Raw genomic sequence first — 14,127 nt, 5'->3', positions numbered from 1 at the left:
GGATGTGCTTAGGATGTGGATACCGGATATGAAAATCATTTTCAACTGACCGGGCCGCCCGTTGCCGGCGCATGCCGGGGGCGGGCTTCGCCGTGCGCACCATCGACCGACAAGCTGGAGGGAAACCGCCCGTGAGCGACGAACGTCGAACGTTCGACGCCGAGGCCGTACGTCGTACGGTCGCCCAGGCGTTGCACCTGGCCCCCGATGAACTCCGGGACGCTGCCGACCTGTTCGAGTTCGGCCTGGACTCACTGACGCTGATCCGGCTGGCCGGCGGCTGGCGGCGTGCGGGAATCGCGGTGTCCTTCGAGGACCTGGTCGAACGCCCGACCCTGGCCGACTGGCTCACCCTGCTGGACGAACGCTCATCCACCGCACCGCGGTCCGCGCCTGCCGCGGCCGTCGCGTTCGACGACGAGGCGCCGTACCCGCTCGCCACGATGCAGCACGCGTACTGGACCGGACGGCAGGACGGACAACCGCTCGGCGGTGTCGGCGCGCACTTCTACACCGAGTTCGACGGATCCGGGGTCGACCCGGTCCGGCTGCGCGAGGCCCTGGCCGCGCTCACCCGGCGGCACGCCATGCTGCGGGCACACTTCACCGACGACGCCCGGCAGTACCACGCCTCCCCCGACGAGGTGCGGGCCGCACCGGTGCTGCACGACCTGCGCGACCTGTCGTCCGACGCGGTCGAGCGCCGTCTCGCCGAACTGCGCGAGACCTGGTCGCACCACCGCATGGACGTCGCGGCCGGCGAGGTCTTCCGGCTGGGTCTGTCGCTGCTGCCCGAGGGGCGGACCCGGCTGCACGTCGACCTCGACATGATCGCGGGCGACGCGATGAGCCTGCGCATCCTGCTCCACGACCTGCGGCACCTGTACGAGACACCGGACCGGCCCCTGCCCCCGATCGGGATCGGGTACGGGCGCTACCTCGCGGAACACGCCGAGGCCCGGACGGACGCGCGGGACAGCGCACGGGAGTGGTGGCGCCAACGCCTCACGGACCTGCCCGCGCCGCCCGCCCTGCCCACCGTCGTCGATCCGCTCACACCGGTGCACGCGCAGGACACCGCGCTCAACCGCACCAAGCGCCTGCACCACCACTTGGACGCACGGGCGAAGGCCGCACTCCTGGAACACGCCCGCCGTCACGGCGTCGCCCCCACCGCGGCACTGGCCGCCGCCTTCGCGGAGGTCATCGGCGCATGGAGTGCCGGCCCCCGGCTGCTGCTCAACCTTCCGCTGTTCGACCGCGAACCGCTGCACCCCGATGTAGGCCACCTCGTCGGGGACTTCAGCGCCTCGATCATGCTCGGTGTGGACACCGCGGAACCGTCCGCCTTCGCGGAACGGGCCCGCCGTGTCCAGGACGACATGCACGCCGCGGTGGCCCACGGCGCGTACGGCGGCGTGGAGGTGCTGCGCGACCTGTCCCGCACGACCGGCGAGCCCGTGCTCGCGCCCGTCGTGTTCACGAGTGCGGTCGGCCTGGGCGAGGTCTTCGACGCCGAGGTCCAGGCGCTGTTCGGCGCGCCGGTGTGGATCATCTCGCAGGGCCCGCAGGTATGGCTGGACGCCCAGGTCACCGAACTCGACCAGGGCCTGCTGCTGAACTGGGACGTGCGCGAGGCCGTGTTCGCCCCGGGAGTGCCCGAGGCCGCGTTCGCCGCCTTCCGCGACCTGGTCACCACCCTGGTCACCGACGAACGGGCGTGGCTCGCGCCGGTCGGCACACTCGCGCCCTCCACGCAGCTCGAACGCCGCCCCGAGCCGGACGCGTCGGCGCACGAACCCCGCACGCTGCACGGCGCGTTCTTCGCACACGCCGAGACCGCCCCGGCGCGGATCGCGGTCGTCGACGGGTCGAACGACGCACCCTGGACGTACGGCCGCCTCGCCGAACGCGCCCGGCGCCTGACCACCCGCCTGGTCCGCGACGGCGTACGCCCGGGCGACACCGTGGCCGTGACCCTGCCCAAGGGGATCGACCAGATCGTCGCGGTCCTCGGTGTGCTCGCCGCGGGTGCTGCGTACGTCCCCGTCGGCGTGGACCAACCCGTGCACCGCAGGCGGACGATGCACCGGACGGCACGCGCCCGGGTCACGGTGACCGACGAGGCGCACGCACACCTCGTGGACCCGGTCCCGGACGCGGTGGTGGTGCGTATCGAGGAAACCGCCGGGGAGGCGCCCGCCGCCGTCATCGCGCCGTCCTCCCCCGCCGACATCGCCTACGTCATCTTCACCTCCGGCTCCACCGGCGTACCCAAGGGCGTCGAGGTCCCGCACCGCGCCGCGGCCAACACGATCGACGCCGTGGGCAGCCTGTTCGGCATCGGGGCCGAGGACCGCACCCTGGCGATGTCCGCCCTCGACTTCGACCTGTCCGTGTACGACATGTTCGCCTTCCTGTCCGTCGGCGGCTCCCTCGTCACCGTCGACGAGCCCCACCGCAGGGACGCCGCGCACTGGGCCGAACTCGTACGGCGCCACGGCGTGTCCGTCCTGTCCTGCGTACCTGCGCTGCTCGACATGCTCGTCACCGCCGCCGCCGAGGACGGCCTGGGGAGCGAACTGCGCCTGGTGATGCTGGGCGGCGACTGGGTGGGCCTGGACCAGCCCGCCCGCCTGCGTGCCCTCGTGCCCGGATGCCGTTTCGTCGCCTTGGGCGGCATGACCGAGGCGGCCATCCACTCCACGGTGTACGAGGTGCACGAGGTGGACCCCGCCTGGCGGTCCGTCCCGTACGGCGCGCCGCTCCCCGGCACCCGTGCCCGTGTCGCCGACGCCCGTGGGCGGGATTGTCCCGACTGGGTCGTCGGCGAACTGTGGGTCGGCGGCGCCGGCGTGGCCGACGGATACCGCGGGGACCCCGAGCGCACCGCCGCCCGCTTCGTCGAGCGCGACGGAACGCGCTGGTACCGCAGCGGCGACCTGGCCCGCTACCGCGACGACGGCGTCCTGGAGTTCCTCGGCCGTGCCGACCACCAGGTCAAGGTGCGCGGGCATCGGATCGAACTGGGCGAGATCGAGGCGGCGTTGGAGAGCCACCCCGGCGTCCTGCACGCGGTCGCCACCGTCGTCGAGGGTCCCGCCCGCAGGCTCGCCGCCGCGGTGTCGCCGGACGGGCCCCAGCCCCCCGACCCCGCCGCGCTGCGCGCCTGGGCCGCCGAACGGATCCCGCCGTACATGGTCCCCGAACACGTGCACGTGTGGGACGCCATGCCGCTGACCGGCAACGGCAAGCTCGACCGGCGCGCGGTGCAGCGGGTGCTGGATCGGACCGACCGTGCCCGATCAGGCGCCGGCGACCCTCCCGAGGGCGAGATCGAGACGGCGGTGGCCAAGGTCTGGGGTGAACTCCTGGACGCCACCACCGTCACCCGCGACGACGGCTTCTTCGAACTCGGCGGCGACTCGCTGGTGGCCACCCGCATGCTGAGCAGGTTGCGGGCGGCGGGCATCGCCGGAGCGAGCGTGGCCGCGGTGTTCACCTCGCCCCGGCTGCGCGACTTCGCCGCCCGGCTCACGACCGCGCCCTCCCCCGCGGCCGCACGCGCGATCGTCGCGGCCGACCCCGCACACCGCGGCGACCCCTTCCCGCTCACCGAGGTCCAGGCCGCGTACCTGGCCGGGCGCTCCCCCGAATTCACCCTGGGCGGCGTCGGCACCTGGCACTACAGCGAGTTCGAGGGCACCGGCATCGACATCGAGCGCATGCAGCGGGCCTGGCGCGCGCTGATTCGCCGGCACGACATGCTCCGCGCGGTGATCGACCGGGACGGCACGCAGCGGGTACTGGCCGACGTCCCGGACCTCGTGATCGACGTGGTCGACACGGACGCCGCCGGCGCGGAGGCGGCTCTGGCGGTGCTGCGGGCGGAAGGCTCGCACCGGGTCCTGGACCTGGGCACCTGGCCGCTGTTCGAGGTTCGCGCCGTCCGCTGGCCCGGCGCCGACGGGCAGTCGCGCACCAGGTTGTCCATCGGCCTCGACTACATCGTCTTCGACGCCCTGTCGATCATGACGCTCTACACCGAACTCGACCGCCTCTACCGCGATCCGACTGCGACGCTGCCGCCGATCGAGGTGTCCTTCCGCGACTACCTCGGCCACACCGCCGACGACACCGAGGCCGAGAACCGCTCGCGGGAGTACTGGTCCTCCCGCATCGCCGAACTACCGCCCGCCCCGAACCTGCCGCTCGCCAAGCCGCTGTCCGAGGTGGTCGCACCGCGGTTCACGCGCCGAACGTTCCGGATCCCGCCCGACCGCTGGCGGGCGATCCGCGAACACGCCCGGGCCGACGGCCTCACGCCCTCGACCCTGCTGCTCGCCTGCTACGCGGAAGTACTCGCGGCGTGGAGCGGATCGGACGCGGTCACCGTCACGCTGACGCTGTTCAACCGACGCGAACTACACCCGCACATCGCGCGCGTGCTCGGCGACTTCACCGCGCTCGCCCCGGCCGGCTACCGCCGAGCCGACGCCGACCTGTTGCCGGCCGCGACCGAACTCCAGCGGCAACAGGCCCTCGACCTGGACCACCGAGACGCCTCCCCGGCGTGGCTGCTCCGCGAGCTCGCCCGACGTGGCGACGGGGAAGGGGCCGTACCCGTCGTCTTCACCAGCGCGATCGGCGTCGGGGACGGGGTGTCCATGGACCTCTCCGACACCTTCCCGACGCGCGTGTGGGGAGTCTCGCAGTCGCCGCAGGTGTGCCTGGACAACCAGGTCACCGAGGAGGACGGCGGCCTGCGCGTCACCTGGGACGCGGTCGAGGAGGCGTTCGGCCCTGAGGTGCTGGACGGCATGCTCGACGCCTACCTGCGGCTCCTGCACCACGTCGCAGACCGGGGAACGCGCACGCCCGTGCCCGACTTGCTCCCCGAGGCGACCCGCGCCGTACGTGCCGCGGTGAACGCCACGGAGACCGGGATACCCGTGCGCACGCTGCACTCGGCGTTCTTCGAGCACGCCCGGTCGGAACCGGACGCGGTCGCACTCATCGCCCCCGACGGGGCGAGCACGACCTACGGCGAACTCGCCGACGGTGCTCTCCGGATCGCCGCGTGGCTCCGGGCGAGGGGTGTCGAGCCCGCCGAGCCGGTCGCGGTCACCCTGCCCAAGAGCGCCGCGCAGATCACCGCCGTCCTCGGTGTGCTCGCCGCCGCGGGCACGTACGTACCGGTCGGCACCGAGCAGCCGCCGGTACGCCGCGAGCGCATCCTCAGCGCGGCCGGAGTGCGCGTCGTCCTCGACCGCGAGGCGCTCGCCGAAGCGCTGACCGCCGAACCGCTGCCCGCACCGGTTGAGACCGAGCCGCACCGAGCCGCCTACGTCATCTTCACGTCGGGCTCCACCGGGGAGCCGAAAGGCGTCGAAATGACGCACGCAGCGGTGTGGAACACCGTCGCGGACGTTCGCGACCGGCACCGCCTCGGACCCCGTGACCGCGTCCTGGCGCTCTCGGCGCTCGACTTCGACCTGTCCGTGTTCGACGTCTTCGGGCTGTTGTCCGTCGGCGGCGCCCTGGTCCTGCCCCACGAGGACGACCGGCGCGAACCCGCGACCTGGCGCGAACTCGTGCGCGAGCACCGAGTCACCGTCTGGAACACCGTGCCCGTGCTGCTGGACATGCTCCTGGCGGCCGACGAGAACGCACCCGGCGGCGACCACGCACTCACCACGTTGCGGGCAGCGCTCGTCTCCGGTGACTGGATCGGCCTCGATCTGCCCGGAAGGTTGCGCGAACGCACCGCAGCGCGCTGCCGCTTCACCGCGATGGGCGGTGCCACCGAGGCCGCGATCTGGTCCAACTCGCTTACCGTGCACGCGGTTCCGCCGACGTGGACCTCCATCCCCTACGGCCACCCGCTTGCCAACCAGCGCTTCCGCGTCTGCGACCGGGCCGGACGCGACGTCCCGGACCTGGTCGTGGGCGAACTGTGGATCGGGGGCGCCGGGCTGGCCACCGGTTACCGGGGCGACCCGCGGCGCACCGCCGCGAAGTTCGTCACCCGCGACAGGGAACGGTGGTACCGCACCGGAGACTTGGGCCGGTACTGGCCGGACGGCACGCTGGAGTTCCTCGGACGCGCCGACGAACAGGCCAAGATCGGCGGCAACCGGATCGAGCCCGGCGAAGTCGAGAACGCGCTGCTTGGTCACCCCGGTGTCACCCGTGCCGCCGTGGTGGCGATCGGCGGCAGGGCGGCCGCGTCCCTGGTCGCGTTCGTCACTGTCGAGGGCACGCTGCCCGAGGACCTGATGTCCTGGACGTTGGACCGGCTGCCGCCCTATGCGATCCCCACTCGCGTCACGGTGCTCGAATCGCTGCCGCTGACCGGCAACGGCAAGGTCGACCGCGGAGCGTTGCGCGAGTTGGCTCGCGAGGCAGCCCCCCATGACACCGTCGGCGAGGCACCCTCCGGCGACGTCGAACGCGCGGTGGCCGCGCTGTGGGCCGAGCACCTGGGTGTCGCCGTCACGGACCGGCACGCCAACTTCTTCGCCCTGGGCGGCGACAGCCTCGCCGCCATCCGGGTCGCCGCCACGGTCGAACGGCGTTTCGGCGTGCCGCTGCCCACCCGGCACTTCCTCGCCGCACCGACCGTGGCCGCCCTGGCCACCCGCGTCGCGGCACACATCACCACCGGTCCGGCGGACGCCGCCGAGTTCGAGAACGGGGTCCTATGAACATCACCGACCTGCTGGCCGACTACTCCGATGCCGGCATCACCATCTGGGCGGACGACGGACGACTGCGCTACCGGGCCAGGGCGGGCGCGATGACCGAGGAGCGCAAAGCCACGCTGCGTGCCCATCGCGAAGTCCTGCTCGCCCACCTGACCGCCCCCGTCGAGGACTTCCGCATCACGCCGGACCCGGCCGCACGCCACGAGCCGTTCCCCCTCACCGACCTCCAGGCCGCCTATCTGGTCGGCCGGGCCGACGCGTACGAATACGGCGGCGTCGCCTGCCACGCCTACCTCGAACTCGCCTATCCGGACCTGGACCCGGACCGTGTCACCGCGGCATGGCGCACCCTGCTCGCCCGGCACGACATGCTCCGGGCCGTCGTGCACCCGGACGGCTACCAGGAGGTGCCGCGCGACATACCCCGGCCGGTCGTCGCGGTGGACGACATACGCGGGCAGGGCGCGAGCGTCGGCGCCGCCGCGGTGGAACGCACCCGCGCGGCCTTGGCCGAACGCGACGGCCATCCCCGCGAGGGACTGCCGCACACCGTGCATGTCACCCGGACCGATACGGGGGCGACCCTGCATCTGTCCGTCGACCTGCTCACCATCGACCACGCGAGCCTGCGCAACCTGGTGACCGAGTTCCACACCGAGTACAACGCCCCGGGCACGCTTCCCGCGGCCCCCGAAGTGACCTTCCGCGACTACGTCCTGGCACGTCGGGCACTGACCGAATCCCCCGGATACGAGCGCGACCGCGCCTACTGGCTGGACCGCGTGGACGCCCTGCCGCCCGCTCCCGAACTCCCGCTCGCCGAGCCCTGGGCCGACCCGGCGGACACCGTCGGCGGAGCGAAGTTCCGCCGCCTGGAGACCACCGTCCCGGCCGCGCTCTGGCACCGGCTGCGCGCTCACGCGGCGGAGCACGGCGTGACGCCGTCCGGCGCGCTGCTCACCGCGTTCGCGGAGACCGTCGGCCGCTGGAGCCGCAACCCTCGGTTCACCCTCAACCTGCCGGTCGTCGACCGTCCTCCACTGCACGACGAACTGGACTCCGTCGTCGGCGAGTTCACCCGCATCGAACTGCTCGCCGTCGACCTGACGGCGGACGAGCGGTTCGCCGACCGGGCCCGCACCGTCGCGGCGCAGTTCCTCGACGACCTCGCCCACCCGTTGTTCGGGGGCGGCGAGGTCCTGGCGGAGATCTCCCGCCGCACCGGATCGCGCGTCCTGATGCCCGTCGTGTTCACCAGCGCCCTGGGCGGCGGAACCGTCGCCGATGTCGTGCACGCCCGGACCCAGACACCGCAGGTGTGGATCGACGCCCAGGTCATGGAACGCGGCGGGGACCTCGCGCTGTCGTGGGACGTCCGCGAGGGCGTCCTGCCCGCGGGTCTCGCCGACGACGCCTTCGCGGCCTTCGCCGCTCTGGTGGACGTCCTGGCGACCGACCCGGCCGCCTGGGAGCTCCCCGCTCGGCTCGAACTGCCGCCCGCGCAGGCCGATCGGCGTGCCGCGGCCAACGACACAGGCGGACCGGTCAGCGAGGCGCTGCTGCACGAGGCGTTCGTGGCCCAGGCCGCCGCGACGCCGCACGCCGTCGCGCTGCGCGCCGCCGACCGCGACCTGACCTACCGCGAACTCCTGGACGCCGCAGAGGTGGTGGCGTCCCGCCTCACCTTCGGCGGACAGGCGCCCCGGACGCCCGTGGCGATTCTCCTGGACAAGGGCTGGGAGCAGATCGCCGCCGTCCTCGGCACCCTGCTGGCGGGCGGCGCCTATCTGCCGATCGACGTCGCGCAACCCGCGCTACGGCGCGACGCGATCCTGCGGGACGCCGGGGTCCGGCTCGCCCTGACCCGATCCGACCTCGTCGAGGTCGCGCCGCTGCCCGAGGGCGTGACCGCGGTCCGCGTCGACCTCCTCCCGGCAGGCGGCGCCGCGACCGCGACCTTGGTCGAGCGTCGCGACCCCGACGACCTGGCGTACGTCATCTACACGTCCGGCTCGACCGGCACACCCAAGGGCGTGATGATCAGCCACCGGGCCGCACTCAACACCGTCGCGGACATCAACCGCCGCTTCGGTGTCACCGCGGACGACCGCGTACTCGGCGTCGCGAGCCTGGGCTTCGACCTCTCCGTCTACGACATCTTCGGGCCCCTGGCGGTCGGGGGCGCGCTCGTCCTGCCGAACGCGCCACGCCGGGGCGACCCGTCCCACTGGGCCGAACTGATCGCCGGCACCGGCGTGACCGTATGGAACTCGGTCCCCGGACAGTTGCGCATGTTGCTCGACTGGCTGGGTTCGGACACGGCGGCACTGGGCTCGCTCCGGCTGGCGCTGCTGTCCGGCGACTGGATACCGGTCCCGCTGCCGGACGACGCCCGTGCGATGGTCCCCGGGCTCGAAGTGGTGGCGCTGGGGGGCGCCACGGAGGGCGCGATCTGGTCGATCGTCCACCCGGTCGGGGCCGTCGACCGCCGCCGCCCCAGCATCCCCTACGGGCGCCCCCTCACCAACCAGAGCTTCCATGTCCTCGACGAGCACCTGCGTCCCCGGCCGGATTGGGTGGCGGGTGAGCTGTACATCGGTGGGCTCGGCGTGGCCGAGGGCTACCTCGGCGACGCCGAGCGCACCGCCGAGCGCTTCGTCCGGCACCCCGTGACGGGCGAACGGCTCTACCGCACCGGGGACCTGGGCCGCCACCTCCCCGATGGGGACATCGAGTTCCTGGGGCGTGAGGACGCGCAGGTCAAGATCCGCGGCTACCGCGTCGAACTGGCCGAGATCGAGGCCGCGGTGCACGGTCACCCCGCGGTCGGCGGATGCGCGGTCGTCGTGGACGGCCAGGGCGACGGCCGGCGGCTGGCCGCCTTCGTCGAACCCGCGCGCCGCGACCGGCCTGTGCCCGTGGCGGACGGCGCCGACCGGGCGGCCGCCGAAGCCGTCCGGGAAGCGGCGGCGAGTATCGACGGGGACCGCCTGACCGCGTTCCTCGGCACTCTCGACGAGGTCGCCCTCGCCGTGATGTCCCGCACGCTGTTCGGGGCGGGCCTGTTCAGCGGCGATGACGCGCACACGTTCGACGAGATCTGCGCCGGACTGAACGCGACTGCGCGGCACCGCCGGCTCGTCCGTCGCTGGATCGACGCGCTGGTCGCGGAAGGACGCATGCGGGAGCAGGCGAACGCGTACACCGGGCTGCTCGCCGTCACCCCCGGCGACCTCGCCGCGGCGTGGGAGGAGGCGGCCGTCCGCGAGCGGGAGGTCGACTGGAGCACCGAACTGCTGGACACCATGCGGACCTGCGCGGACCGCGTCGACGCGCTGCTCGACGGCTCGCTGGACATTCGGGACCTGCTGTTCCCCGGTGCCTCACGTAGCTCGATCGAGTCGGCGTACCGCGACAACCTGGCCGTCCGGCATCTCGGCCACGGCCTGACCGCCGCCCTGCGTGCCGCGGCCGCGGCGCACGTGGGCGAGCGCCGGCTGCGCGTCCTTGAGGTCGCGGGCGGTGTCGGCGGAACCACGACCAGGCTGATCCCGGCCCTGGCCGAGTACGGAGTCGACTATCTGTTCACCGACGCCTCGCCGTTCTTCCTCGCCGAGGCGCGCGACCGCTTCGTCGACCACCCGTGGGTGCGCTACGGCCTGCTGGACATCGACCAGGACCCCCGGACCCAAGGCCATGCCCCCAACAGCTACGACGTCATCGTGTGCGCCGACGCCCTGCACGCGAGCACGGACGCCGGAACCGCACTGTCCCGGCTGTGCGAGCTCCTCGCCCCCGGCGGCCGGCTGGCCTTCGTCGAGAACACCCGGGACGCGCACTACCCGCTGATGGTCTCCATGGAGTTCCTCGAACTCACCGGCTCGCCGTGGACCGATGTACGCGCCGCCACCGGACAGTCCTTCCTCACCCGCGACCAATGGCTCGGCCTTCTCGCCGAACAGGGAGTGCACGACACCCTTGTGCTGCCGCCCACCGGCGACCCGATCGCGGCGACCGGCCAGGAACTGTTCCTGGCGTCCGTCAAGACCGACCGCGTGCGCACCGACGCGGACGAGCTCGCCCGGCACACCGCCACCCGGCTGCCGGAATACATGGTCCCGGCCGCCTTCCATCTGGTCGACGCGCTCCCGCACACCCCCAACGGCAAGGTGGACCGCGCCCGGCTGATGTCCTGGCTGCCCGCCGAAACCGCCGCGGCCCCGACCGCCTCCGCCCCTCCGGCGGACGACCTCGAACGCGAACTCGCGGCTCTGTGGTCGCAATTGCTCGCCGTGGAGCCCATCAGCCGAGACGACGACTTCTTCGCTCTCGGCGGCGACTCGCTGCTGGTCGCACGCATGGTCGGCAGGCTGCGCGAACTCATCCCTTCGGCCGCCGACCTGGAATGGGAATCGGTCCTTCGGCACATGTTGCTGCGCCCGACGGTCGCCGGTCTCGCCGCGCACCTGCGGGCCGCCGGCACCGACCGGCCCCCGACACCCGAAGAGGCGCCCGCCTCACCCCTGGTCCACCTGCACGGCCCGCCCGCCGGTGAGGGGCCGGTCACCGTCCTCGTGCACGCGGGCACGGGCACCGTGATGCCCTACCGCGCACTGATCACCGAGATCCGACGCCGCTCGCCGGGCCGCGGAACCGTGCTCGGCCTGGAGATCCCGGGCCTGGACGGCTACCTCGACGCACCCCCCGACGGCCTCATCGAGGCACTGGCGGCCGACTACGCCAAGGCCCTGGCCGCCACCGGCGCGGAGGCCTTCCACCTGGTCGGCTACTGCCTGGGCGGCCTGATCGCCACCGAGGTCGCCCGAGGGCTCACCGAGTCCGGCGCCGACGTCGCGAGCCTGACCGTGATCAGCAGCCACAGCCCGCGTTTCCGGCTCGACGACGAGATCCTCTCCGAGTACTCGTTCGCGGTGATGATGGGCATCGCGCCCGCGGACCTGGGCTTTCCCGCCGACGAGAACGCGGTCGCGGCGGCGGCGGACGCCGTGTTGGCCGGAAGCCCGGGAGTACTGCGCGACGGCGGGATCGCCGGTCTGGACGGCGAACACGCGCCCGTCGCAGCGTGCTTCCGCGAGCTCGGCGAGGTTTCCCGGCAAATCCGCGTGACCCGCATGTGCGACGCGGTGCCCGCCGCGGCCGGAACGTACGAACCCGACCACATGAACCGGCTTTTCCGCACGTTCCGGCAGAGCGTGTTCGCGATCACCCGCTACCAGGCGGAACCCTACGCCGGGGACATCACCTTCCTGCGCCACAGCGGCGCCTACCCGTTCCCCGGCAGTCGGGACGCGGTCACCGAGCACTGGCACGACCTGGCCTTGGGCGAGCTCCGCATCCTCGACATCCCCGGCGACCATTTCAGCTGTCTGTCCGTCGACCACGCGCCCGGCATCCTCAAGGTGCTGGACGACCTCACCGACGGCGCGGTGACCCGATGACCGGGCCCGTGATCGGCGTCCTGGGCGCCACCGGATCGGTGGGCCGCGAGGCGGTCCGCGAGTTGGCCGAACTCGGGTACGGGCGCCTGCGGTTGGGCGGGCGGCGCGCCGATGCGTTGCGGGAGCTCACGTGCACCTGCCCACCCGCGAAGGACGCGGAGACCGTCGCGGTGGACGCAAACGACCCGCACGACCTGCGCACCTTCGCCGAGGGCTGCGCGACCGTTCTCAACTGCGCCGGTCCCAGCTACCTCCTCGGCGACCGCGTCGCCCGAGCCGCGCTCGCCGCCGGTGCTCACTATGTCGATGTGGCCGGCGACGACCCTGTGGCGGAGAAACTCGGCGCCCGGAACCTGCCGTCGGACGACCGCGTCGTGGTCCTGTCCGCGGGTGCCCTGCCCGGACTGTCCAGCCTGCTGCCGCGCCTGCTCGCCGCGGAGTTCGAGCACGTGGGCCGGCTGAGCGCGTACACCGGCGGCATGGAGGACTGCTCCGCGACGGTCGCGGCGGACATGATGCTGTCGCTGACCACGGGCGGAGCCGACGGCGCTTCCTTCGGAGAGGCCCTGGCCGCCTGGCGCGGCGGGCGCCGGGCCTCGCGCGTGTTGCGCACCGACGAGCGAGGCCGGGCACCGCACTTCGCGGGGGACGTCGCCCTGGTGCCCTTCCTGAGCACCGAGACCGAACGCCTCGCCGCGGCCCTCGCCCTGGACGAGGTCGACTGGTTCAACGTCTACCCGGGGCCGCAGGTGCGTACGGTGTTGGGCCGGCTCCCCGGCCGCCTGGACGCGGGCGACGATCCGGACGCGCTCGCCGTCGAGATGATGCGGGCCGCCCGACTGGACCTGGCCGGGCGCAGTCCGTTCTACACGATGGTGTTCACCCTCTCCGGCGTCGCCGACGGCGTCATGGGCACGCGGAGCCTGGTCCTGCGCGCGCGCAGCAGCTATCGGCTCACCGCGACGGTCGCCGCCGCGGCCGTCGACGCCGTGGCGACGGGGCGGGTGCCTCCGGGCGTGCACTTCGCCGCCGAGGTGCTGCAAGCCGGGGCGGTGGCCGCCCGGCTGCGCGAATCCGGTGCCTGCGAACGCCTGGAGATCCACCGCGCCGACGCCGCGGAGCCGTACGAGGACGAGGAAGGCGAGCTTTGAGCCCGCGACGCGTGGTGGTGTGCGGCACCAACTTCGGCCGCTTCCACCTCGAAGCCATCGCACGACGGCCCGGCGAGTACGAACTGGCCGCGATCCTGGCCCGCGGCTCGGCGGCGTCCCGCGCCCTCGCCGACCGGCTCGGCGTGCCCTTCCACACCTCTTCAGACACCCTCCCGGAGGACGTCGACATCGCCTGCGTCGCGGTCGGCGCGGCGATCTCCGGCGGCTCGGGCACCGAACTCGCGCAGACACTCATGCGGCGCGGTGTGCACGTGCTCCAGGAACACCCGCTGCATCTGGCGGAGTTCACCGAGTGCCTGCGCGTGGCCCGGAAGCACGGCGTGCAGTACCGGGTCAACACCCATTACCGCCATGTCGAACCTGTGCGCCGATTCCTTGCTGCTGCACGGCAGTTGCGGCAGCGTCAGGCCCCCTTGTTCGTCGACGCCGCCACTCCTGTGCACCTTCTGCACCCGCTGGTGGACATCCTCGGCGCCGCTTTGGGGGCGGTCCGGCCGTGGCACATCGGCGACCCGGCGCCCGCGGAACCCGGGCATCCGTTCCGGAGTTTGCACGGGACGCTCGCGGGCGTCCCGCTGACGCTGCGCGTGCACCACCAGCTCGACCCCGCCGACCGGGACAACCACGCCCTGCTGTGGCATCGCGTGGCCATCGGCACCGCGGGCGGCGTACTCACCCTCGCGGACACCCACGGGCCCGTGTTGTGGAGCCCCCGCCTGCACGCCGACCGGGACGTGGAAGGCCGCTTCGTCCTGGAAGGCGCCGGCACGGCGCGCTTCGACCTGCCGA

Annotated in this window: 4 protein-coding genes; all 4 read left to right on the top strand. The window is 73.0% G+C overall.

Annotated elements, in window-relative coordinates:
• Positions 1 to 131: 131 nt before the first annotated feature.
• On the top strand, positions 132 to 6,707 hold the full coding sequence (locus ACRX5S_RS28180; protein WP_436775931.1) for an amino acid adenylation domain-containing protein: 6,576 nt from the start codon (positions 132 to 134) through the stop codon (positions 6,705 to 6,707).
• Positions 6,704 to 12,166: an amino acid adenylation domain-containing protein gene (locus ACRX5S_RS28175; protein WP_436775930.1), complete on the top strand. Its 5,463-nt coding sequence runs from the start codon at positions 6,704 to 6,706 to the stop codon at positions 12,164 to 12,166. The genes ACRX5S_RS28180 and ACRX5S_RS28175 overlap by 4 nt, the downstream gene beginning before the upstream one ends.
• Positions 12,163 to 13,317 (top strand): saccharopine dehydrogenase NADP-binding domain-containing protein, encoded by a 1,155-nt coding sequence (locus ACRX5S_RS28170; RefSeq protein WP_436775929.1) that lies wholly within the window; start codon positions 12,163 to 12,165, stop codon positions 13,315 to 13,317. Before ACRX5S_RS28175 ends, ACRX5S_RS28170 begins: the two co-directional genes overlap by 4 nt.
• Positions 13,314 to 14,127 (top strand): Gfo/Idh/MocA family oxidoreductase (locus ACRX5S_RS28165; RefSeq protein ID WP_436775928.1); only part of this gene is annotated, 814 nt, incomplete at its 3' end. The genes ACRX5S_RS28170 and ACRX5S_RS28165, both read left to right, overlap by 4 nt.

The sequence above is a fragment of the Yinghuangia sp. YIM S09857 genome (assembly GCF_051388915.1).
GTDB lineage: Bacteria > Actinomycetota > Actinomycetes > Streptomycetales > Streptomycetaceae > Yinghuangia.
This window is presented reverse-complemented; position numbering and strand designations above follow the sequence as displayed.